The following is a 25,391-nucleotide window of genomic DNA, read 5'->3' on the forward strand; positions in this document are numbered from 1 at the left end:
AGAAGCATTTTTTTTTGTAAAATCACTAGTTGAATTTCATTCTCTAATTAAACAGTATTACCCTACTCGATCACCATTATTTGCATGAGCACTAGGCTGTAACAGTACAACGTCCTTATCACCTCCTACTACACCTAGAACGAGGCACTCACTCATAAAATTAGCTATTTGCTTTTTAGGAAAATTAACAACCGCTATAACTTGCTTACCTACTAGATCGTTTTTAACATATCGCTTAGTGATTTGCGCACTGGTCTTTTTAATACCTAAATCTCCAAAATCAATTTGCAATTGATAAGCAGGATTACGCGCCTCTGGAAAATCACTCACCGTTAGCACCGTTCCTACACGCATGTCTACTTTTTCAAAATCACCCCAAGAGATCTCCATCAATTCATTTTTAATTTTTCTATCATTTCTGGAAAGGTATATGATTGTGCTCCATAAGCATTACCATCAGTCCTTTCTCACCTGTTTTACACCCTAGAACATAGAGAATGGCGCGCTCTCCTTTACTACTCATTCCCTCAAATCTATAAAACTTTACTACTTCTGTCTCTCCTGCTTTCCATTTTTTTTTAATCCTTAGAATGCACTCCGTAATCCATAAGATCTAAATTTACTGTAAAACCGTCTTTTGCAAATTTTCTATCGCTTCTGAAGGTGTGTGGAATCTGCTTTTCATTCTTATTGTTTTTAGATTAAGGGAAACAATACCGTTAAAAAAAGGTTTAAAATAAATTTAGTAGAATAAAAAGGATAGAAATAGGTCTCGCTTTCGCGAAAGCGTAACAAAAATCATACTTTTACTACTTATAAATAAAAACTATCATGTCCTTAACCCCATCTACCATGTTACCGTTAGGAACAACGGCACCAGACTTTACTCTACTAGACACCGTGAGTGGTGCACTGCTCAATTTACAAGAACAAAAAGGTACTAGAGGTACGGTAGTTATGTTTATATGTAATCACTGTCCATTTGTAATTCATGTAAATGAAGAGCTGGTAAGAATAGCAAATGATTATAGATCTACAGGTTTTAACTTTATAGCTATTTCTAGTAATGATGTCCTTAACTATCCACAAGATGGGCCAGATCGCATGAGCCAGCATGCTGATGAGAACGACTACCCATTTCCTTATTTATATGATGAAACGCAAGAAGTAGCGAGAGCATATAACGCGGCATGTACACCAGATTTTTATTTGTTTAACGACCATTTAAAATTAGTCTATCGAGGCCAGTTAGACGACTCTAGACCTGGTAACGGAATACCGCTTACTGGTAGGTCTTTACGTGAATCTATGGATGCGCTTTTAGGAAATAGAAAAGTTCCAGAACCACAAAAACCGAGCATAGGCTGTAATATCAAGTGGAAATAATTGAAAGATGAAGTAGTCGCTATTTTAAACGATAAAGAGTAATTTAGCAACTTAAAAAAATTATTGTTTATGTTCTCACTTAAAGTGATCTGGAATCCCTTAGAAGGGCTTGATTTAGTCTTTTTAAAATTGCATTTTTATAGTCTTTCTTATGTTATCGCATTTATATTAGGATGGTACATTATTAAACCTATCTTTAAAAGAGATGGTGTGAGTGTAGAAAAACTAGATCCGCTATTTATGTATACCGTAATAGGTTGTTTAATCGGTGCACGATTAGGTCACTATCTATTTTATGAACCATCTACTTTTTTTTCAGACCCTTTAAGAGTATTCTTACCTTTTGAAACAGATCCATTTAAATGGACCGGTTTTGCAGGTATGGCAAGTCATGGAGCAGCGATAGGTGTTATTATCGCTATGTTCCTTTACAGCCGCAAGCATTTAAAGAAAAATATATTATGGATTCTGGACCGTATAGTGGTACCGTCGGCTATAGGAGGAACTTTTGTGCGTTTAGGAAATCTTATGAATAGCGAGATAAATGGAAAACATAGTGGCAACTTTTTTGCAGGTTTTAAATTTGTGCGCGACACCAGTGATGATAATGTAAGAGCCGCACTGCAGCAAACTAAAATATTAGATACCGACAAAGCTATTGATGCCCTGGTAAACAAGCCTCAATATGCAGATTTATTAGAATCAATACCGTATAAACATCCTGCACAATTATATGAAGCAATTTGTTATGTAGGCGTTTTTATAATTCTTTATCTTGTCTACTGGAAAACAGATAAGCGCAATAAACCAGGCTATCTATTAGGACTATTCTTTGTTCTATTATTTACAGTAAGACTTCTTATTGAATTGGTAAAAGAACCACAAACAGATACCGACGCTTTTGAACTTATAGGCATGCACTTTAATACAGGTCAGCTTTTAAGTATTCCTTTTATTTTACTGGGTCTATTTTTTATGTTGCGACCTGCTGGTATATTTGAAAAGAAAAGTGATGCGTAAACTATTTTTAAGTACAACCATCTTAAGCTGTCTATTGTACAGCTGTAAACCTGATCAAGAGACTGCAATAAAAGCACGCGACTGGTCTTTTAAGGACGAGGCAGGAGGAGTGCTTATTAATAAAGAAAACGACACTCTCAAGGAATTAAAACTAGAGCTAGCCGATACAGATTACACCATACAACTAGGTATGATGTATAGAGAACAGCTTACTGAAGACCAAGGGATGCTTTTTGTTTTTAACGATTCCAGACCTCGATTCTTCTACATGAAAAATACAGATGTACCTCTAGATATTATCTACATAACTACAGATAATCACATAGACAGTTATTATACTGATGCGGTACCTAAAGACGAGACCTTATTAAAAAGTAAAGGTGATGCTCAGTACGTACTCCAGGTAAAAGCAGGAATGGTAGAAAAATGGAAACTTAAAGAAGGTGACCTTTTCAAGTGGCAGTAAATTCATTCAACTAATCATTATCATTTAAAAAAATGCCTCTTAATTTTAGAGGTATTTTTTTTGAGCTTGATGTTGTTAAGGGTTTTGCTTTCGCAAAAGAGAAACATGAATGAAGAGTGCTTACTTAAAAAACAACTTCTCAACAAATGAAGCATATCGCAAGATCGTGTTGTGAGCGCCTTGTTCTTAGCTCTCTACAGACTACAAATGTTATATTAAACAAATACGTGACGATCAAATAGACGCTTTTGTATCTTTCTTACTCATGCTGGGTACTGGTTAGAATCAAACACTAGCGGCCTTTTAAACTAGCCGTAGGAGTTTAATAGATGAATTAAAATGTCTTTAAAAGTCAATACAAAAACACTGATGAAGCTATTAGAATAAAAAATGCCTCTCCATTACAGAGAGGCATTTGTATTTAAGAGTTTTAGTAGTTGTTCCGTTTTCACAAAAGCGATACTAGCCTACCTATTTAATAATTGATATACATCCAGCTTGCAATATCCTCAGTGTCTGGATCATTAAACTTAATTACATAGAAATAAGTCCCTACTGGAAGTAATCCGTCACCAGCAGCTACTCCTGTATTAGGAATACCTGCAAACTCTACGTAGTTGTTAGCTCTAGTCTGATACACTAAAGAACCTAATCTATTGAATACCTTCATTTCAAAATTAGGGAACTGATCTAGTCCAGTAATACTAAATTTATCGTTGACCGTATCATTATTAGGAGAGAATCCTTCTGGAACTTCTAGACCACAAGTAATAACTGTCAACTTAAACGAGCCAGTTGCAAAACAAGATGGGTCTTGTGCATTAGAAACTCTAACATAAATAACTTCTCCAGCAGATTGATAAGAATCTGGAGTCGTAATACTGTTTGAATTAGTCTCAGCATCAGATTGAGAAAGGAAGTAATCTATATCAAACTCTGCTGCTGCTGCTGTTCCTAAAATAGTAGCGTCTTGTGTTGTAAGGTCAAAAAGCTCTAAACCATTAATAGCACCATCTACATCGTCACAAGATTCCATATCTTCTACAGCATTAAATTGAGCAAATGAATAAACGACATTTAATTCTACAACCACATGACAGCCTAAAGTAAGATCTTGCACCCTTATAAATACAGTCTCACTTGCGCTGACATTATAAGCATCAGGAGATGGGATAGCGTTTGTAGCAGCATCGGCATCTAGTCGTGTTGGATAAACGTCTATTGAGAATAAAGTTGGGTCTTCTATTCCACTAAGAGCTTGTGTATATCTAGCGGTTAAATCTACAGTAGCAGCACCAGTATTTTGACATACAATAATATCATTAGGTTGTAAAGCGGCTATTTCTGGAGCCACATCTATACACACAGTTTCTGTATAACTACAACCGAAGCTATCTGTAAAGATATAATCATAACAATTTTGTCCAGCGAAAGTAGGTGTTACCGTAATAACGTTGTCATTTACTGCAGTAATATCTTCATTTCCGCCCCATACTTGAGACACCTCACCAGGGATATATGTTTCTGCTTCAGGAACAATTAATGGGTTAAAATTAATACCCCATTCAAAGATATAACCATTGTCCAAAGGCAGACTATCTGTGATGTTAAGGCACCACAAACCATTAAGAGATGTTCCAAGAAATAAAGAGAAAGGATCTTCGGCAAGGTAATCTCCCTCGGGCAGTGTGGTTAAAAATAAAGAAGCCTGTGAAAGAGTTTGTGTAGCACTAGGTGCTTCAGTAAAATTATAAACAAACCCTTCTCCAGGAGATAAATCTGACTCATCGTTAATAGGTACACCTAAAAATGTACTTGTACCACCATCAGTTTTAACATCTAATACAGCACCGTTAGGAGCTGTTAATGTAATGTCTAAATCTCCTAAATAACTGTGTTCTATATCAATATAGAAGCCTAATAAGTCTGTCACATCATCAAGTGTAGCTGCAGGTGCAAACCCACTTACATCTATACAAGTCTCATACGATCTAATTTCATTGTTTTCAATATCTTCTAAAAACGTAACACCTGAAACTGGAGGCGCAACTTGTGATGCAAATTCAGTTGCTACAACCATTCCAGTAATGTTTGCAGATTCTCCAAAACAGATAGAAGTATCTGAGGCTTGTGTTCCTGTAAAATCTGGTGTAGTAGATACTTGTATAACAATATCTTCTAAAGATCTATCTCTACAACCGTCTGGTGCGGTAGCGACGAAGTCTATTCTATAAACACCTGGGTCGTTAAAAGTCTGTTGTAAAGTAGTACCATCAGTCTCTGTACCATCAGGAAGTCTAAATTTATAAGTTGCCCCAGTAGAATCATTTGAAAATTCAGCTGAACCAGTAAAGTCTACTACTTCTCCCTGACATAATCTAAGGATACCATCTTCATCGATAGCAGGTACAGAAACTATGTCTGTAATAATAGTTTGACACATGTCAATACATTCTACAGCAGCTTGCCAGCCAGTAGATGTGCCTGATGAATTAGAAATAAAGGTAAATGTCAAACACCCTGAAGTGTTTGCAGCACTCGCTTCAAGTACCCCTGGAGAGTTAGTTCCTTGAAAAACACCTAAAAAAGGAGCAGTATTACTATCTCCATCATAAGCAAGAAGGATATCACCGAACTGCGTATCAAACGAATTAAAGGTTACTCGCATAGCATCTGTTGCAAATGGAGAACAGAAAGTAATAGTAAAATCTTCATTAACTGAATAATCACCTGTGATACCACCTGAGTCTGTAAAGCTACCTGAACACGAGACAAAATCGCCATTGGTCATAGGGAAGTCTTGTGCAGTTGAGAGGGCTGTAAAAAATAGTATGCCTATACAACTAAGAATAAAGTTTTTCATAAATAATAGTATTGCGTTTTGGATATAGTTAAACTATCTGCAAAATAATCAAATTTGTTAACTCATTATTAAGAAATTATAATTTCTATAAACTGTTTATCAAATAAATTTACAGAAATAGATGAAAGACAACTATGATCGCTATAATACATAAAAAAAACCGCTTGATATCATCAAGCGGTTTAAAATAAATATTAAAAGAATAGATTATATCTCTTCTTTTTCTGGTTTTGGCTCCTTAGGAGTCAATTTCCCATTTGTTTTATTCATTGTATCAAACATCACTGGCGTCGCTATGAACACAGATGAGTAGGTACCTACTATTACACCGATAATTAATGCCAGCATGAAACCTTGTATAGACTCACCACCGAATATAAAGATAGCTAGCAATACAATTAAGGTAGTTAGTGAAGTGTTCAACGTACGAGAGATTGTACTACTAATAGCTCCATTTACAGTTCTAGGAAATTCCCAATTAGTACGCTCGTTAATAAATTCACGTATTCTATCAAATACAACCACGGTATCATTCAGCGAGTAACCAATAACGGTTAAGATCGCTGCTATAAACGCCTGATCTATTTCCATATTAAATGGCAACACTTTGTATAATACAGAGAACGCACCTAATACAATAATAACATCATGGAATACAGCGGCTACTGCACCTAATGAGAATTGCCACTTACGGAAACGTATTAAGATATAAATAAATACCACGATAAGAGATCCTAAAATCGCATAAAGTGAACCTGTAAGAATATCATCTGCAATAGATGCACCTACCTGGAAAGAAGATCTAATACCGTGCTTCTTGTTTTCATTACTTACATCAGCAAACTGAGCTTGTGACATATCACCTGGTAAATAAGGCTTAAGAACTTGATATAATTTATCTTCTATTTCCTGACTTACTTCACTATCATCTCTATCAATACCATATTTAGTACTAATTTTTAATTGATTTCCAGAACCATACGTTTTTGCCTCAGCACTACCGAAGATATCTTCGGCACTTAGTTGTTTTGTGATTTCTGTTGCATTAACATCTTGAGCAAAACCTACAATTACAGTACGTCCACCAGTAAAGTCTATACCCATATTCAACTTATTAGTTGCTAGAGAGATTAAACTTCCTACAACTAAAACACCAGAAATAATATAAGCCATCTTTCTCTTACTCAAGAAATCAATATTTACATTTCTAAACCAGTTCTTTGTAATCGCTGTAGAGAACCCTATAGTTTTCCCATTATTTACATAACCATCAACAAATAATCTGGTAATGAAAATTGCTGTAAATAACGAAGTAAGAATACCTATCATTAATGTAGTTGCAAAACCTTGAATAGGTCCTGTTCCAAATACATAAAGAATAACAGCCGTTAAAAATGTAGTCACGTTTGCATCTAGAATAGAACTTAATGCATTGTTAAAACCATCTTTAATACTGTCTGCTTGTGATTTACCTTTTGCAAGTTCTTCACGTATTCTTTCAAAGATAAGTACGTTAGCATCTACCGATATACCTATAGTTAATACAATACCGGCAATACCAGGTAAAGTAAGAACCGCTTTAAGAGATGCAAGAGCACCAAATATGAAAAGTATGTTTACTAAAAGAGCGATATCTGCATATAAACCTGCACGACCATAATAGAAGAACATCCATACTAACACTAATAAAAGAGCGATACCAAATGACCAAAGTCCACTATCAATAGCCTCCTGACCTAATGATGGTCCGATCACGTCACTTTGAATAATTTCTGCTTTTGCAGGTAATTTACCGGCTCTAAGTACAGTTGCAAGATCTTTTGCTTCGTCTATAGAGAAATTACCAGAAATTTGAGTCTGCCCACCAGAAATAGCGCCGTTAGTTACATTAGGCGCACTGTACACTGTGTTATCTAAAACTACAGATACTTGAGATTGGTTTTGATAAGCTTTACCAGTCATATCTTCCCAGATCTTAGCACCTTCTCCATTCATAGACATACTAACTACAGGTAGTCCAGAATTACCGTACTGCTGACTAGCGTCAGTGATCACACCTCCCGAAAGTGGCGCCTCATTCTGAGAGTTACCTTTTAACGCATACAAGTCTACGATCTCATAACCTAAACCTTCATTAAGAACAGGAAGTCCCCATGCAAATTTTACGTTACGCTGCGCTGCAGTTAATTTACCTCTAGCCTGTGGGTCATTGATATAACTATCTATTAAGTCTTTATCTTCTGCTTTAAAAGCTGCAAGTGCTCCATTAGGAGATTGAAACATTCTACTGAAGATAGGACTCTTATCAAAGTCTGCACTAGAAGGTCCATCTGTAGAAGCATCTTCTTCACTTTCTTGATTTAATAAATCTCCTAGACCAGCCTCAGTAGAATCTGTAGCTACTTCAGTTTGTGCAGCAAGATCATCTGTTGCAACATCTTCTTTTTGAGAAGCCGCGCTAGCTGCAAGCTTTGCTGCCCAGTAGGTATTTGCTTCGTTTAAATAAGAAGCAATTTCATTTTGCTTATACACATGCCAAAACTCTAATTGTGCCGCTTTAGTAAGGATATCCTTTATACGCTTTACATCAGTCTCACCAGGTAATTCTATAAGAATACGACCAGAAGTACCTAATTGTTGTAAGTTAGGTTGTGTAGTACCGAATTTATCGATACGCTTTCTTAATACATCAAAAGCACTAGTCATGTAGTCCTTAAGCTCTTCTCTAAGAATAGGTTCTACATCAGAATTACTCATGTCAAATTCGATTCCACGAGTTTGCATTTCCTGATTTGCAAAAATATCTGGAGACGCAAGTTGTGCTCCATCTATATTATTAAATTCTTCAATGAAATAGTTCAAGTAATCATCCTGACCGTCTTTAATTCTTTCGTCTGCTGCATCTAGCGCTCTATTGAAGTTAGGGTCGGTAGAATCGTCTGCCATTCCTGTTAATAGATCACGTACAGATACTTGAAGAATTACATTAATACCACCTTTAAGGTCAAGTCCTTTCTTAAGTTCTTGATTCTTTGCATCAGCATAAGTTGTAAATCCACCCCATACATCTTGTGATGCTACAGAGTCTAAATAATGTTTTTGAGCCTCGCTCTTTAATGAAGATGCGTTTACAGCACTTTCATCTACTTTAGAACTAGAATAAACATCAGCATCACCTTCTACTTTATTAGTAATAAACGTGTAGGTAAGCTGGTAAATACTAGCTATTGCAAAAATGATCGCGAAAAAGCGGATCAATCCTTTATTTTGCATGTTATTATATTTTTAGGTTAAATTTAAAAGTCGGCAAATATGAGATTTACCTTTTATATGGACAATTCATTTGTCCTTTAAAAACGAAATATTTATCATTAAAAGAATGATAACCTTTCTTAGACATCCATTTATAAATGATTATCTAATTATGTAGAATAAACTGGATAATGACCAGACCTAAGAAATAGGGCCTGCTCTTACTTCTGGAATTTTATAGGCAGAATCATTAAAAGCAAATAAAACCTTGCTTCTAACTTTCACTGCTATCGCAGTTAATTGATTGCGACTATCAATAGTAACCACAGGATTTAAAAAACCTAAAACTTGCGAGGCTCTACTATAATCTTGTTTTAATTCAAAGTAACACTTACCCTCATTATCAAATCCAGAAACAATATTTTCTTGAATCTCATAAACATCTATTTGATAATCTCGTGTATTCCTTTTTACAGGCTTGTTTCCAACGTGATATAATGCCGTTGCCACATCTGTTGACTCATCTAGATCATTAGATAACTGTTCTTTTACATTTTGAATAGCAAGATGACTGTAATAAGACACCTTTAAAGAACCATTTTCCAGACTAGTGATAGTAACGTTTCTAGCACCTAAGCTCAATAATTGAGCCTTTACGGTTTCTATCGCTACATCTTTAGAAGAAGTATTTTCACCTTGTATAAATGTAAGTAGAACCTCTTGATTAGGCACATTTACGCTTTGTTGTTCTACAACAAAATAAGAGATTACAGCGATCAGTGCGCCTATGTACCATTTTACATTCACGTGCCAAATATAAAGAATTACATCTGCTTTTGCACTAACCCTATTTATTTAAAGTCCAGAGTCGATAAGAACTATTTAATTGCTTGATTTTCAAATTTTTATTTGTGAATTAAAATATTGTTACTAGTTCCGCTTTCGCGAAAGCGGAATACAGAGAAACAATTGAAATACACATAAGCTACTTAGAAAACACAGAGCATAAAAAAACCGCTCACATGGAGCGGTTTATATAATAAAATGTATCTAATTTCTAGATAAGTGCGTTAGTAGCTTTTACACCTTCGGCACTTGCTTGCATAGCAGCTTTTTCAGCATCACTTAAGTTTATCTCTACGATTTTCTCGATACCATTTCTACCTAATACGACTGGCACACCTATACAAAGATCAGAAAGCCCATACTCACCATCTAATAAAGTACTACATGGGAAAATTTTCTTCTGGTCGCAAGCGATAGCCTGTACGAGTCCAGACACAGCAGCACCTGGCGCATACCATGCACTAGTACCTAAAAGACCGGTAAGAGTTGCTCCACCTACTTTAGTAGCTTGTAGTACCTCATCTAATCTTTCTTCAGATAAGAATTCACTTGCTGGCACAGAATTACGTGTTGCAAGACGAGTTAATGGCACCATTCCTTTATCAGAGTGACCACCTATAACCATTCCATCTACGTCAGATATGGGTGCTTCTAGAGCTTCGGCAAGACGGTATTTGAAACGCGCACTATCTAAGGCACCACCCATACCGATAATACGGTTTTTAGGTAATCCTGTTACTTTGTGCGCTAGGTAAGTCATGGTATCCATTGGGTTAGAAACCACAATTAAGATCACGTCTGGAGAGTGCTTTACTAGACTTTCTGAAACAGACTTTACAATACCTGCATTAATACCTATTAACTCTTCACGAGTCATTCCTGGCTTGCGTGGAATTCCTGAGGTGATAACAGCGATATCGCTACCAGCAGTTTTTGAGTAATCATTTGTCGCTCCAGTAATTTTAGTATCAAAACCGTTTAATGATGCTGTTTGCATCAAGTCCATTGCTTTACCTTCGGCAAAACCTTCTTTAATATCAAGTAATACTACTTCACTTGCAAAATTTTTAATTGCAATATACTCTGCACAACTAGCGCCTACTGCGCCTGCTCCTACTACGGTAACCTTCATGTTATAATGATTTAATTTATAGTATAATTTAAGGCCTAAAATGGCTTTAAGCAAAAATAAACAAAACGTCTATAATTAAAGACAAAGTAGCCTTAAAACTATGGACGTTAAGATCCCAAAAAGGATAATTAATGTATAAACTCTTAAATCCTGAAAAATATGGATGCACTTGCCGTATCATATTCGCCAAAACTATAATCGGCATTAATATTAAAGGCTCCTAGGGTTATTTTTGCACCTAAGGTTCCTAATACACCACTTACATCACTTTTTAATGACAAAGGATCTTCTACCGTACTAGAAACAGGAAAAATAACCGTGCCAGACCTAAAAGTATACGCACCTTTTAAATCTGTTATAGAATTTCCTGAAACATAATTAAGACCTCCATAAAAATTAAGAACTTTAAAATTTGTGCTTGCTATGGCTGCAAAATTATAAGCGTTTGTTTTAGTTTCTAATAATTGATTACGACCTTCTACCACAGCACCGTCTTCAAAATCATAAGAGGCATCTAATCTTGTAAACGCACCTAAAACAGAAACAGAAACCGGTAAATTATTTATACCATCATCATTAATAAAGAATCGTGTCAGCTCCCATTGCAACCCTACTCCATAAAGACCTGTCTCAACCTCATCTGTTTCTATTTTTGGTATAAAACGAGCTTTAACCTCTAGACCAACTCCTAGTCCAACTCCTACTTGAAAAAATGCTGATGGCACGACATCAAGTCCTGTACTACCTATTCCTTGAGCTAGAGTTATGATGTTTTCTTGTAATAATAAATTAGAATTTGATTCTCTACTCCTTATTATTAAGGACTCATCTGGATTATTTTCACCGAGAGCACTTGCCACTAATCTAGGTGTGGTACTACCATTACCAAACGTTACCGAGATATTTGCTGAAGGATTACCTGTATTATCATAACTATCCTGTATAATACGCTCATACTCTACTGGATCTAATACAAAAGATTTCTTTTCATCTGGTGCAAAAGTACCCTGAGCTTTTATCTGTAATTTAAATTTACCTGGCTTTAAAACTTTACCACTATCATACCATCCAGAGGCTAAATTATAGGTGAAAGCCTCAGTTGCTGGCGCAGTGTAGGAATTTGCATATCTATTTGCAGCCTCTACACCTGCAGCGAGAATATCAGAGAAACCATTTTGCGCTTGAGATAAATAACCAAAAGTGCATAACGCTATACAGACTATATTTTTATTCAACTTCATATTTTTAAATTTTTACGATACTTGATTAAACATAAATAGTTCAACTCTGTAATAGAGAACGATAGCTAAAATACCTTTTAAAAATAGAACATAAAAAAAGCTCTCTATAAAAGGGAGCTTTTTTTTAAATATAATGTAGTTGATCTATGCATCAATATTTGCATAAATAGCATTTTTCTCTATGAACTCTCTACGAGGTGGCACCTCATCACCCATTAACATGGAGAACACACGGTCTGCCTCTGCAGGACTATCTATTGTAATCTGACGCAATGTTCTGAACTCTGGATTCATAGTAGTATCCCAAAGCTGATCTGCATTCATCTCACCTAATCCTTTATAACGTTGTATAGCCGCTCCACCACCAAAACTTTCTGCTATTTCATCACGATCCTTATCTGACCAAGCATAACGTTTTTTAGCACCTTTTTTCACAAGATATAAAGGCGGCGTTGCTATATAAATATACCCTAGCTCTACTAATTCTTTCATGTAACGGAAGAAGAATGTAAGAATTAAGGTAGCAATGTGAGAACCATCAATATCGGCATCACACATAATAACAATTTTGTGGTAACGCAGTTTTTCTAGGTTCAAAGCTTTAGAATCTTCTTCTGTCCCTATAGTCACCCCTAGAGCGGTATAGATATTACGAATTTCTTCATTTTCAAAAACCTTATGCTGCATCGCTTTTTCTACATTAAGAATTTTACCTCTTAACGGCAGTATAGCCTGAAATTCACGGTCACGACCTTGTTTTGCCGTACCACCTGCAGAATCTCCCTCTACAAGGAACACCTCGCATAAAGTTGGATCAGTTTCAGAACAGTCAGAAAGTTTACCAGGTAAACCACCACCACTCATTACTGTTTTACGTTGCACCATTTCACGAGCTTTGCGCGCCGCGTGACGTGCTTGAGCTGCAAGTATTACTTTTTGAACAATTATTTTTGCATCATTAGGATGCTCCTCTAGATAACTTTCTAACATTTGAGACACCGCTTGAGACACAGCACTCGTCACCTCTCTGTTACCTAACTTAGTTTTTGTTTGTCCTTCAAATTGTGGCTCTTGAACCTTTACAGAAACAATAGCCGTAAGCCCTTCACGGAAATCATCTCCTGCGATATCAAATTTTAATTTATCTAATAACCCAGAACCATCAGCATACTTCTTTAATGTAGAAGTAAGACCACGACGGAAACCAGCTAGATGCGTTCCTCCTTCATGAGTATTAATGTTATTTACATAAGAATGTAGGTTTTCAGAATAACTATCGTTATAAATCATCGCTACTTCTACAGGAATACCATTTTTCTCACCTTCCATAGAGATCACATCTTCTATAATAGGCAGGCGCGTATCATCTAAGAAACGTATAAATTCCTTAAGACCTTCTTCTGACTGGAAAATCTCTGTAATATTATTTCCATCTTCATCTTGTCTCCTAGCATCAGTAAGGACAATTTTTATTCCTTTATTTAAGAATGATAGTTCACGTAATCTATTTGCTAGAGTATCATAATTATACTCTGTTGTTTGTTGAAATATGGAACGGTCTGGAGTAAAAGTAACATCAGTACCTCTTTTATCTGTATCGCCTATTGCTTTAACAGGATACATAGCCTTACCACGTTCATATTCTTGCTCCCATATTTTCCCATCACGGTAAACTGTGGCTTTTAAATGATCAGAAAGTGCATTAACACAACTAACACCTACACCGTGTAATCCACCAGATACTTTGTAAGAGTCTTTATCAAATTTACCACCTGCACCTATTTTAGTCATTACTACTTGTAATGCCGACACTCCTTCTTTTTTATGAATACCTACAGGAATACCACGACCGTCATCAGTCACAGTAATGCTATTATTTTCATTTATCTGTACCGTAATGTTATTACAATGTCCAGCAAGCGCTTCATCTATAGAATTATCAACCACTTCATAAACTAAGTGATGTAAACCTCTAACTCCTACATCTCCTATATACATGGATGGACGCATGCGCACATGTTCCATTCCTTCTAAGGCCTGAATTTGATCTGCGCCGTAATTTTTATTATTTTCTTCGCTCATAAATACGTATGATTTTTACTGCTATTTGCGTAATAGACAAATATAAGAAACCACTAATGTTTATAGGCCTTAACCATTAAATTAGCAGCTTAAGTTATTAACAAATTATTAATACGCATATGGCATTAATATTGATTACCTTAAACCTACTATAATCTATACCACACACTATGAAAAATATCCAAATTATCTTGTTATGTTTGACCTGTTCGTTTTTTTCTTTTTCACAAAAGGACAGCCACCTAACTTTCTCACAGTTAGATAAAAGCCCACTAGACGTGGTCATGTACCGCGATGCAAGTAGAGCCGCTATTGCCAGAGTAATCTACAGCCGACCGTCTAAACGTGACAGAGAGATTTTCGGCAAATTAGTTCCTTATGACCAGGTATGGAGAACTGGCGCAAATGAGGCTACTGAAATCGCTTTCTACAAAGACGTAAAATTCAATAATGAATTAGTAAAAGCAGGCACATACTCCCTTTACACTATCCCGAGTGAGAAGGGCTGGGAATTCATTCTCAACACAGACACCACGCAATCTGGTCTAGAATACGACGCTTCTAAAAACCTAATTACAACAAGTATGGAGGTGCGCCCATCCCCACAAGAAATAGAATCATTCTCTATCAGTTTTGTAGAACAAAACGATGGCGGCATGTTATTCTTAGGATGGGACGACACTATAGCGAGCGTCCCTTTTACCCTGGTAAATCCTTAAGGAATGTTTAGATATTTATGTGTTTGCAAAGAAACTTGCCATTCTGGATTTTCCATCACAAATTCAGTAATAAATGGTATCATTTTTTCACGCACTGACCACTCTGGTTGTAAAAAAAGCTTGCATGTAGAAGAAACTTTTTCAGATTCCGCTTTCGCGAAAGCGAGATCATGACGATTAAAGACGATTACTTTAAGCTCATGTGCTGCTTCATAGACTTCTGGAAGCGGCATTTTTGCTTTTTTAGGAGATAAACAAATCCAATCCCAGTGGCCTGAAAGTGGATAAGCACCACTAGTTTCAATATGGACATCAAGAGAAGCATTTTTTAAACCTGTCGTAAGAGGTTCCATATTCCATGTAAGAGGCTCTCCTCCTGTCACTACTATAGTTTTACTGTACTTTGCTGCATTTGCAACTATTTGATCCACATCTGTAGGTGGGTGCTTTTCTGGATCCCAGCTCTCTTTTACATCGCACCAGTGACACCCCACATCACAACCACCTATTCTAATAAAATAAGCTGCGCGACCAGTGTGATATCCTTCACCTTGAATGGTGTAAAATTCTTCCATTAATGGTAACATAGTACCTTTTTCAACCTGTTGCTGTATTGTTTTCTCTAGCATCTTGCAAAGATACGTTAGCTTTTACATTATTTATAACAGTCTAACATATGATAAAGTGATACGTCAGTAAAAAACACAATTACATAACTGTTTTTAATTCAAATACTTAACCTTGCTACCTTTTTATTATTCTTTTAAAAGAATCCTTTATCTATTTAAAACAATTACTATTTCATCTATAGATAGACCGTCATCTGTATCTACATAAAATACTGTCTATGAGTTCTTAACTTATAAATAATCAGCACAACCAGCAGTTTTATTCTTCATATAATGAACACCACTGGAATAAATTGAATCTCTAGGTCTCTAGAAGAATCTATCGTATTTCATACAAGTATAAAATCCTGACATAGTTATAAAAACTAAAAAAAAATATGAATCCTTTATAACAGTGGTACTAAATAGACTTTCTATTCCCGTGCTACCTGTCAAGATATTACATAAGTCATAAAATAGAATAATCAAATCTAGTACTGCTCAAATAAGCAATGATATCGCACCCTGCAAATTTAATAAAAGAGACTTGTAAATACGTTAACAAGTAATACGTGAGCCGCGGATAGAAAACCACACCAGAAATTCATGAAAGCAGGTGAACTGCTAGAATCTATCAATAAAAATCACCATAAAAGAAGCACTTGATCCTTAATTATAATTAATGAACCTGTTGCACAATTGAGGTGATTAGACATTTGCGGCACTAAGAATAATAATATAATCTCTTTAAGACCTACCGTTTAAAGACATAATAATAACAGTTAAGCTTAATTACCGAGCTGTTTTTTTTATACCCATATTTTTAATTTACTTTTGAGGAAACACTTTTTTCATGTCTCAAAAAGATGAATTTTACAAATATATAACTAACGGCTACAGCCCAAAAGGCGATGCTATCATTATGGGTGCTGCAATGTTAGATGGTGAGACCTTAACAAACGCTCATATAAAGATCCCACTAAAAACCATGAATCGACATGGTTTAATAGCTGGTGCCACAGGAACTGGAAAAACAAAAACTTTACAAATAATAGCAGAGCAACTATCACAACAAGGTGTTCCTACTTTATTAATGGATATCAAAGGAGACCTATCTGGCATAGCTGCAGAAAGTCCTGGACATGAAAAAATAGATGAGCGACACGAAAAAATAGGTCTAGATTTCAAAAAAAGAAAATCACCTGTAGAAATCATGACTATTTCAGAACAGGAAGGTATTAAAATGAGAGCCACGGTGAGTGAATTCGGCCCGGTGCTTTTATCAAGAATCCTGGATGTTACAGAAACTCAGGCTGGTATCATATCGGTAGTTTTTAAATACTGTGACGATAATAAACTGCCCTTACTAGATCTAGATGATTTAAAAAAGGTGCTTCAATATGCTACCGGAGCAGGTAAAGAAGAATTTCAAGAAGAATATGGACGTATATCTACATCTTCTACAGGTGCGATTCTTAGAAAACTTATCGAGTTAGAACAACAAGGCGCACAACGCTTTTTTGGTGAGCGTAGTTTTGATGTTAAAGATCTAGTGAGAAAAGATCCTGATGGTAATGGATATGTAAATGTTATAAGACTTACTGATATACAAGACAGACCTAAGCTTTTCTCAACATTTATGTTAAGCCTACTAGCCGAGATATACTCGACATTCCCTGAACAAGGAGATAGCGATAAACCAGAGCTTATTTTATTTATAGACGAAGCTCATTTAATCTTTGATAATGCAAGCAAAGCACTACTAAGTCAGATAGAGAGTATTGTAAAATTAATACGTTCTAAGGGAATAGGTCTTTATTTTGTAACTCAAAACCCAACAGACATACCTGAAGGTGTACTGAGTCAACTGGGACTTAAAATACAACACGCTTTGAGAGCTTTTACTGCAAAGGACAGAAAGGCCATAAAGCTTACCGCACAAAATTATCCTGAAACAGATTATTACAACACTGCCGAAATACTTACATCCTTAGGTATAGGTGAAGCTTTAATAAGTGCTCTAGATGAAAAAGGAAGACCTAGTCCTCTAGCCGCAACATTACTGCGTGCTCCAGAAAGCCGTATGGATGTACTTACTGATAGAGAGCTAAGCGATCTCATAGCCGATTCTGAACTAACAGATAAGTACAACGAAGAAATAGATAGAGAAAGTGCAGAAGAGATATTACAGAAAAAAATAGAAGAGGCAAACGAACAAGAAATAAAAGAAAAAGCTGCTAAAGAGAAAGCTAAAACTAACAAATCTAGTAGTTCTAGAACCAGCACAAGACAAAACCCTATACTTAAAGTTTTAACAAGCGCATCCTTTATAAGAGGTGTAATGGGAATTTTAGGTAAAGCGTTAAAGTAATTTAAGCGTTAAAATTCTAATAAGAACATTAAAATAAATAATCCAAAACTCGTGTAATTTCTCTAGCAATTGTAATTTTACATCTTTAAATAAATATATGAAAAAAGTAATAGCGTTAATTGCCATAATAATAGTACTAGCTAGTTGCTCAAAGGATCAAGATCCATTTGAATGGAATAAAGATCGTGTAGGTCACCTAACTAAAAATATGAAGGTATTTCAATTAGATAGTATTTATGCTAACGACAGTATTGTGAGAGCTATCAAAGGAGATGAATTTAGTAACGGCGCAAATCAAATTGAAATTTTTGAAAAAGGTGGAGCGCATTTATTAACCCTTACCCCTAGTGAGGCTCTAGATAGCACGGCTACCATTGAAAACATAATCATACGCGATGAGCGTTTCACCACTTTAAAAGGTATCAATAAAAACAGTACGTATAATGAAATAAGTACTGCATATAAGATAAGTAGTGTAGATAATATGATCGACGATGCTGTAGTATGGGTAAATGAAGAAAATTTTTATTTCACCATATCTAAAGACGATTTACCTACCGATGTGAAGTTTGACATTAGCGCTTCTATTGAAAAAACAATGATTCCAGAAGACACAAAGCCACTTTATATGTTTGTGTCTTGGTAATTTAAATACACATGAAAAAAACACTTCAAAAAGCCATACCTAAACTGTATGGCTTTTATTTTAATACGATTCACTTATTTTCTAAAGAAAAGGCAGCAAATCTAGCGCTCAAAGTATTCAGCATACCTAGAAGAGGTAAAATCACAGAACAGCAAGAAGAATTTCTCAGTACTGCACGAACGCAACAAATCGCGTTTGAAGATGGTCTATTTCAGGTCTATCATTGGAAAGGCAGCGGTACTACCGTATTATTAAATCATGGCTGGGAATCTAACGCCTGTAGATGGAAATACCTTATTGAACCTTTACAGAAACTAGACTATAACATTATCGCTATAGACGCACCTGCACACGGCGCATCTGATGGTAAATTATTTACCGCTGTAAAATATTCTAAAGTTATTACAACAGTAATTGATTTATACGAGCCTAAAATAATAATCGCACATAGCGTAGGCGCAATGGCTACTATTTATCAAGAATCAAATCATCCCCATGAATTTATTGATAAGTTAGTTTTATTAGGCAGCCCGAATAAACTAGAAGTTATTATGCGCGGTTATCAAAACATAACTAGCTTCAACAACTCTGTTTATGGTAGTTTAAACAACTTACTTAAAAGCACTTTTGGCTTTCTAATAGAAGATTTTGTAACTGCAGATTTTGCAGAAAACATTCAAATTCCTTCCTTAATTATACATAATCCGCAGGATGTGATTGTACCTTATGCTGCAATGGATGAAATAGCAGCAAAAATGCCTAACGCCAGTACTTACACATCTCAAACTGGCGGTCATAGCCTCTACACTCCAGAGGTTATCAAAGAGGTTTTAAAATTCTTAGCAACACCTTAAGAATATTATTATGAACCTATAATGATGCGTTACTTACCAGATTAATTATAAATTCATTAAACCTAGATATTAAAAATAACAACTATAAAAACCCTAACCATGTCATTAAGAAATAACCGACACTTATGACCGATCAGATTGCTACCACTAAGATACGACAGCTATTCATCCTGTTAATTATAATAGGTATTCTATTCTTGATAGGCATGGAATTGCTCCCTTATTTAGGAGGTGTTTTAGGTGCTGTTACTTTATTTATTTTACTCTCACCACTTCAAGAGAAACTTGAAAAAAGAAAATGGAAACCTGCACTAGCCGCAACGCTTCTTATGTTCTTATCATTTGTGATTATTCTATTACCTATTGCAGGAATAGGATTGATGCTTACTTCTAAAGTAAAGACAGCTATACAGAACAGTACAGCTATAACCGACACTATAAAATCAGAGATTTCCAAAACTGAAGAGCTAGTAGGAATGAATATTTCTGAAAACATAAATTCTAGTGAAGTAAGTACATGGATATCCCAAAACATTCAAGATCTCGCAAACTCTAGCCTTACCGTAACTATATCTGTAGGGATTATGTTCTTTTTATTATACTTCATGTTAACAGAGCGCAAAAAATGGCTCGCAACCGCCTTAGTTTATTTGCCACTTAAAGAAGAAAACACAAAGAACATAGGTAAAGAAAGTATAGATCTAGTAAAATCAAACGCCATAGGCATACCACTTGTAGCCTTACTTCAAGGTGTTGTTGCCTTGATAGGTTACTTCATATTCGGCGTGGATAATCCTTTCTTTTGGTTTGTTGTTACCATAATAGGTAGTATGATTCCATTTGTAGGAACAGCTTTAGGAATATTACCGGTGTGTATTTTATTATTCTCACAAGGAGACACCACCGCTGCAATAGGAATTCTTATTTATGGCGCCGTGGTTGTAGGCTCCACAGATAATTTATTTAGACTGGTTGTGCAAAAACGCCTAGCCGACGTACATCCACTCGTCACACTTATAGGTGTAATAGTCGGTGTGCCTCTATTCGGTTTTATAGGGCTTATATTTGGACCTTTATTAGTAAGTTTGTTTTTACTACTCGTAAAAATTTACAAAAATGAATATGGTAAACAAGGTAAGAAGATATAGTCTTGTTAATTGAGTAGATTTATTTTTTAAGATTCCGTATTTTTAACCCAAATTAAAATTGAATGAGCAAAGTATTTAAACTTCAAGATAAAATAGACGAAACTTACATTGAACAACGCAAATTGTTCATTTGGGGAATGGTAGATGATAAAACAGCAAGACACTGTGTGGATAGATTGTTATACCTAGATTCTTTAAGTAATGAAGAAATCACTTTTGTAATTAATAGTCCAGGTGGTTATGTAACTGCTGGTTTTTCTATTTATGACACGATGCAAGAAATTAAAAGCCCTGTAAGCACCGTATGTAGTGGTCTTGCTGCATCTATGGGCTCTTTACTTCTTTCTGGCGGTACTAAAGGACGTCGCATGATTCAAAAACACGGTCGTGTAATGATACACCAGCCTAGTGGTGGTGCTCGTGGTACCAGTGCAGACATTGAAATCACTGCAAACGAGATTCTTAAAACCAAAGAATTAAGTGCTCAAATTCTTGCAGACAACTGCGGACAGACTTTTGAAAAAGTGATGAAAGATTTTAACCGTGATTACTGGCTAGGTGCTGATGAAGCTCTAGCATACGGAATCGTGGATGGTATTTTATAAATAACATAACACATTTATTCAAAAAGCCAGCTTATCTTTAAGCTGGCTTTTTAATTTCATAAAAATGGTTAGAGATTACTTAAACGCTTACTTTAGAACAATTTCATTTATCTTTTTAATCTTGTTGGGTATTTATGCAATACTTACTATAGGTTCAGAAGAATACTTAAAATCATTTGTCACTTCTTTTTCATACACCTTACTGCCAGTTGTAGTAGGTAATATTCCCATCGCCTGGCTTTATTATTACATCCATAAAAAATCAACTCAATGAAACTAACTCCTTTTCACCTAGCTATTCCTGTTAAAGAAATCACCACCACACGTGCGTTTTATCGCGATACATTAGGTTGTAAAGAAGGACGCAGTTCTGACCACTGGGTAGACTTTGATTTCTTTGGTCATCAACTAGTTATACATGTGACAGAAGAGGCTCAAAAAGCAGCCATTAATGCCGTAGATGGTAAGGCCGTTCCTGTTCCACATTTTGGTGTCGTTCTAGAATGGGATATTTTTGACGCTTTCGCGAAAGCGGTAAAAGAAAAAGGAATCAAATTTATAATTGAGCCGTACATAAGATTTGAAGGACTGCCAGGCGAGCAAGCCACTATGTTCTTTCAAGACCCAAGCGGAAATTCATTAGAATTTAAGTCTTTTAAGGACTTTGATCAAATATTTGCATCATGAGACTATTTAGAAAAAAAATAAATTTACCTGACAAAGATTACACACTAGAAACGGTAGAACAGACTACTGTCGCAGATGTGGATGACGCGATAGAAAAAGAAGAAAGTATTACTTCTACTATTGCAAATTCTGGCTTTTTAAAAAAATATGCCCAGCTAGGTAAGATCATGTTTATGATGATCAAAGATTATCGTAAAGGTATTTATACGAACATCCCATGGTTTACCATTGCTGCCATTACTACAGGATTATTATATGTATTTAGCCCCATAGACCTTATCCCAGATTTTATTCCAGGATTAGGATTTATAGATGACCTAACCGTACTTTCCTTTGTAACCGGATGGATCGAGACCGACTTACATAGATATCTAGATTGGAAGTTGAAGGAGAAGGCTTATTTAGAGGATTAGAACACTGTCAATTCTAAAGAATTTATTCTTTAATTTTTATTTCATCTAATAATTTAAAAACGATCTGTTTTGAATCATTTAATGGAATCACAAATTTTCCATTGGAATCAATTACTCCATATTGATTAGACTCTTTTACGAAACCAAGTGATAGAGGATATATACTGCTTTTGAGTTTATAAAATGAATGATCTGGCGACTCTTCATTTTGAAAGACTGACAAGGAATCAAATCTATAATCTGTTAATTGCTTCCCAGCAGAATCAAAAACCGCCCATTTACTATCCTTTTTAAATCCTATAATTCCCTCGAATTCTCTTATAAAGGTAGTGTGTTCAAAAGGAATTAAAACCTTGCCTTGTAAATCAATTAATCCCCACTTTTTATTTTTTATTGTAGCTGCAACATTCAAATGGGGATACATTAAACCAATATCATCGGATTCAAAAATAATTTCTCCTTTACTATTTAGGAAACCAACCTTGCCATTCTCTTTCCAAAAGACAGTAAATTGCTTAATGTAAAACGGACTGATCAGTTTAAACTGAGGTTTGATTACTTCGAATCCTTTTTTATCTATGAAGCCGTATAAATTATCAACACGAATTTTTGCTTTGTTAAAATAATATTCCCCAAATGCGGTATATTTTAAATCAGTTATAAAACTTCCATCTGTCCTTATTAATGCGTAGTGGCTGTCTTTGCCAACTAAAAGAGTATCTTGTCCTAGCTTTTTAAAAGAACTGAATTCTGGTTCCAGAATTACATCTCCATTCAAATCATAAATACCATGTACTTGTGTGGGATTATAGGAAACACTGTAACGTCCTTTATTTATTTTTCCAAACTTCCTTTTACTAACTAAAAGTTTATCTTTTAAAAGATTTATACTTTTAAAATGTAGAGGCAAAATCAATCTGTCATTTTTACCTACTACACCATAAATATCATCCCAATAATATTCGCCTTCATTTCTGACTTTGTAAAGCGAATCATTCAGGATGTAAACCTTATGGTATTTAATAGGTAGCACAATATTATTTTTCCCATCAATTACACCTACTTTTTTATTTAAACAGACAACACCATTACCCTTATAAAAATCTTTGGCATAATTATATTGAGGAGTTATAACCACACTATCCCCTAATTTGTAGCCATATACACCTTGCTCTTGAAAAGACTTCAGATCTTGTGATAAACAACTTATACCGCTAAAACAGAACAGGAAAATTATTAGAGAATTAGTCATTAGTTTACACCTAAGAATCTATTAATACTTTTTACTTAGAAGAGTAAACCAATTCCCCATTACTGTAAGTAGCACTAACTTTCAAATTAGGAACTTGCTCTATAGCAACTTCCATTAAATCTTGATCTAACATAATAAAGTCAGCTGCTTTTCCTATTTCTAGACTTCCTTTTTCATTTTCTTCAAAATTAGAATAAGCTGCCCAAATGGTCATACCTCTTAAAGCTTCTTCTCTAGAAAGAGCCTGGTCTGCACAGAAACCATTTTCTGGAAAACCGCTGGTATCTTTTCTTGCAACTGCGGCATAAAAGGTCAAAAACGGATTTACCTGCTCCACAGGGTAATCAGTACCTAGAGCTAGCATATTAGACATTCCTAATAGCTTCTTATAAGCATAAGCTCCTTGAATGCGCTCTTCTCCTACTCTATCTTGCGCCCAATACATATCGCTAGTCGCATGAGTAGGCTGCACCGACGGAAGTATATTTTCTGTATCAAAAAACTCAAAATCTGCTGGATCAACGATTTGAGCGTGTTCTACTCTCCATCTTCTATCTTTTTTATCGCTAAGTAATTCTTTATAGTTTTTTAAAACCACATAATTAGCACTATCACCTATCGCATGGGTGTTCATCTGGTAGTCTGTAGCGGCAATACGCTCTGCAATACCTCTAAAATCTTTTACACTACTCAATAAAGCTCCATAATGATCGTGTTTATCTGAATAGGATTCTTTCATCGCAGCACCGCGACTACCTAGAGCGCCGTCTGCATAGAACTTTACAGACCTTACATTTAGGTGATTTGTTTTTACGATTCCCTTTTCAAGGTAGTAATCAAGGTTTTCTGGTGTGTTGCTTATCATCGCATAGATCTTCATTTTTAAAGTTCCATCTTGTTGTAGGCTATCTATAAGTTCTATGGTAGAACGCATTAAACCAGCGTCATCTACCGTAGTAATTCCATAACCGAAGTTGATCTCCTGAGCATCCATTAAAGATTTAATAGACTCTTTGATAGTTTCTGCAGGGAAAACCGCTTCTACAAGTTCCATAGGATTGTCCACTAAAATTCCAGTCAACTTCCCTTCTTTAATTTCAATAGCACCACCGAATGGATCTGTATCCACAGTAATACCAGCTAATTTCAAAGCGGCATCGTTTGCAATCATTGCATGACCATCTATTCTTGTTAAGGCAACTGGAATGTCTGGAAATAATTCATTAAGCTTTTCATTAGTAGGAAATTCTTTTACATCCCAATCATTTTGATCCCAGCCGCGTCCTATAATAAAACTTTTGCTATTCTTCTCTTGAAAATTTACAACCTCTTGTATCACCTCATCATAGCTAGACGTACCGACTAGATCTACACGCTGTAATTGCTGCCCTAGACCATAAAAATGACAGTGCGCATCAATTAAACCAGGATAAATAAACTTACCAGAAGCATCTATAGTTTTAGCAGCCTTTAAGTTTTGAGCTTTTAAATCTTCCTGACTACCTATAAAAACTACTTTACCATCTTTTACTGCCATAGCAGTTGCCGTGGAGAAGTCTTTATTTACAGTATAAATTTGAGCATTTTTAATAATGAGGTCTGCTGTATTTTGTTCTTTCTCTTGACAAGAAATAATCAACACAAGCGCTAGTAAGGAGAGGATTTTTTTCATGATGTGAAAATAAGTCACAGAAACTATTAAAACAATTAATTATTACAGCTTATATCCATACTGATATTGATATTTTTTAATCATAAAAAAACTCACTCAAAAGTTAATTGAGTGAGTCCTGTAATTGA

General features: G+C 35.4%; 21 protein-coding genes. 11 read left to right on the forward strand and 10 right to left on the reverse strand.

What is annotated here, in order from left to right:
- Positions 1-57: 57 nt before the first annotated feature.
- Positions 58-390, reverse strand: coding sequence for a tRNA-binding protein (locus Q0838_RS03600; protein WP_298951403.1), 333 nt, complete (start codon positions 388-390; stop codon positions 58-60).
- A gap of 441 nt (positions 391-831) precedes the next feature.
- On the opposite strand from Q0838_RS03600, the gene Q0838_RS03605 reads away from it, so the two are divergent.
- The 3 genes from Q0838_RS03605 (at position 832) to Q0838_RS03615 (ending at position 2,872) form a co-directional block, all read left to right on the forward strand.
- Entirely contained in the window at positions 832-1,386 is a 555-nt protein-coding gene (locus Q0838_RS03605; RefSeq protein ID WP_298951405.1) for a thioredoxin family protein, read from the forward strand.
- 69 nt (positions 1,387-1,455) lie between these two features.
- Positions 1,456-2,406, forward strand: coding sequence for a prolipoprotein diacylglyceryl transferase (gene lgt, locus Q0838_RS03610; protein WP_298951406.1), 951 nt, complete (start codon positions 1,456-1,458; stop codon positions 2,404-2,406).
- Positions 2,399-2,872: a DUF192 domain-containing protein gene (locus Q0838_RS03615; RefSeq protein WP_298951409.1), complete on the forward strand. Its 474-nt coding sequence runs from the start codon at positions 2,399-2,401 to the stop codon at positions 2,870-2,872. The genes lgt and Q0838_RS03615 overlap by 8 nt, the downstream gene beginning before the upstream one ends.
- A gap of 475 nt (positions 2,873-3,347) precedes the next feature.
- On the opposite strand, the gene Q0838_RS03620 is transcribed toward Q0838_RS03615, so the two are convergent.
- The 6 genes from Q0838_RS03620 to gyrB all read right to left on the reverse strand — a co-directional run bounded on the left by Q0838_RS03620 (position 3,348) and on the right by gyrB (position 14,288).
- A complete protein-coding gene (locus tag Q0838_RS03620; protein WP_298951414.1) occupies positions 3,348-5,735 on the reverse strand; it encodes a gliding motility-associated C-terminal domain-containing protein in 2,388 nt (795 codons plus the stop codon).
- A gap of 207 nt (positions 5,736-5,942) precedes the next feature.
- The gene (gene secDF / locus Q0838_RS03625; protein ID WP_298951417.1) at positions 5,943-9,008 is read right to left on the reverse strand and encodes a protein translocase subunit SecDF; all 3,066 of its coding nucleotides are present in this window, start codon (positions 9,006-9,008) and stop codon (positions 5,943-5,945) included.
- A 180-nt stretch (positions 9,009-9,188) separates the two neighbouring features.
- Entirely contained in the window at positions 9,189-9,794 is a 606-nt protein-coding gene (locus tag Q0838_RS03630; protein ID WP_298951419.1) for a hypothetical protein, read from the reverse strand.
- A gap of 250 nt (positions 9,795-10,044) precedes the next feature.
- On the reverse strand, positions 10,045-10,965 hold the full coding sequence (gene mdh, locus Q0838_RS03635) for a malate dehydrogenase (protein WP_298951420.1): 921 nt from the start codon (positions 10,963-10,965) through the stop codon (positions 10,045-10,047).
- A 143-nt stretch (positions 10,966-11,108) separates the two neighbouring features.
- Positions 11,109-12,206 carry a DUF6588 family protein gene (locus Q0838_RS03640; protein WP_298951423.1) on the reverse strand — a complete coding sequence of 366 codons (1,098 nt, stop codon included), beginning with the start codon at positions 12,204-12,206 and terminating at the stop codon, positions 11,109-11,111.
- A gap of 144 nt (positions 12,207-12,350) precedes the next feature.
- Positions 12,351-14,288 (reverse strand): DNA topoisomerase (ATP-hydrolyzing) subunit B, encoded by a 1,938-nt coding sequence (gene gyrB / locus Q0838_RS03645; RefSeq protein ID WP_298951426.1) that lies wholly within the window; start codon positions 14,286-14,288, stop codon positions 12,351-12,353.
- A gap of 170 nt (positions 14,289-14,458) precedes the next feature.
- On the opposite strand from gyrB, the gene Q0838_RS03650 reads away from it, so the two are divergent.
- The gene (locus Q0838_RS03650) at positions 14,459-15,007 is read left to right on the forward strand and encodes a DUF2911 domain-containing protein (protein WP_298951430.1); all 549 of its coding nucleotides are present in this window, start codon (positions 14,459-14,461) and stop codon (positions 15,005-15,007) included.
- Here Q0838_RS03650 and Q0838_RS03655 read toward each other — a convergent pair.
- Entirely contained in the window at positions 15,004-15,636 is a 633-nt protein-coding gene (locus Q0838_RS03655; protein WP_298951433.1) for a 7-carboxy-7-deazaguanine synthase QueE, read from the reverse strand. The two genes, Q0838_RS03650 and Q0838_RS03655, sit on opposite strands and share 4 nt — an antisense overlap.
- Positions 15,637-16,468: 832 nt before the next feature.
- Here Q0838_RS03655 and Q0838_RS03660 point away from each other — a divergent pair.
- From Q0838_RS03660 to Q0838_RS03690, 7 genes are all read left to right on the forward strand, one after another.
- The gene (locus Q0838_RS03660) at positions 16,469-17,986 is read left to right on the forward strand and encodes a helicase HerA-like domain-containing protein (RefSeq protein ID WP_298951436.1); all 1,518 of its coding nucleotides are present in this window, start codon (positions 16,469-16,471) and stop codon (positions 17,984-17,986) included.
- Between the two features lie 97 nt (positions 17,987-18,083).
- Positions 18,084-18,632, forward strand: coding sequence for a hypothetical protein (locus Q0838_RS03665; protein ID WP_298951439.1), 549 nt, complete (start codon positions 18,084-18,086; stop codon positions 18,630-18,632).
- A gap of 11 nt (positions 18,633-18,643) precedes the next feature.
- On the forward strand, positions 18,644-19,486 hold the full coding sequence (locus tag Q0838_RS03670) for an alpha/beta hydrolase (protein ID WP_298951441.1): 843 nt from the start codon (positions 18,644-18,646) through the stop codon (positions 19,484-19,486).
- A 125-nt stretch (positions 19,487-19,611) separates the two neighbouring features.
- Entirely contained in the window at positions 19,612-20,634 is a 1,023-nt protein-coding gene (locus Q0838_RS03675; protein WP_298951444.1) for an AI-2E family transporter, read from the forward strand.
- 62 nt (positions 20,635-20,696) lie between these two features.
- Positions 20,697-21,239, forward strand: coding sequence for a ClpP family protease (locus tag Q0838_RS03680; protein WP_298951446.1), 543 nt, complete (start codon positions 20,697-20,699; stop codon positions 21,237-21,239).
- 270 nt (positions 21,240-21,509) lie between these two features.
- On the forward strand, positions 21,510-21,926 hold the full coding sequence (locus Q0838_RS03685) for a VOC family protein (protein ID WP_298951449.1): 417 nt from the start codon (positions 21,510-21,512) through the stop codon (positions 21,924-21,926).
- Positions 21,923-22,339, forward strand: a complete 417-nt coding sequence (locus Q0838_RS03690; protein ID WP_298951452.1) for a YkvA family protein — start codon at positions 21,923-21,925, stop codon at positions 22,337-22,339. Before Q0838_RS03685 ends, Q0838_RS03690 begins: the two co-directional genes overlap by 4 nt.
- A 22-nt stretch (positions 22,340-22,361) precedes the next feature.
- Here the strand turns inward: Q0838_RS03690 and Q0838_RS03695 are convergent, their stop codons facing one another.
- Positions 22,362-23,591 (reverse strand): WG repeat-containing protein, encoded by a 1,230-nt coding sequence (locus Q0838_RS03695; RefSeq protein ID WP_298951455.1) that lies wholly within the window; start codon positions 23,589-23,591, stop codon positions 22,362-22,364.
- A 31-nt stretch (positions 23,592-23,622) separates the two neighbouring features.
- Positions 23,623-25,263, reverse strand: a complete 1,641-nt coding sequence (locus Q0838_RS03700) for an amidohydrolase (RefSeq protein ID WP_298951457.1) — start codon at positions 25,261-25,263, stop codon at positions 23,623-23,625.
- Positions 25,264-25,391 lie beyond the last annotated feature (128 nt).

This window comes from uncultured Nonlabens sp., from assembly GCF_947495285.1.
In the GTDB taxonomy this organism is placed as follows: Bacteria; Bacteroidota; Bacteroidia; order Flavobacteriales; family Flavobacteriaceae; genus Nonlabens.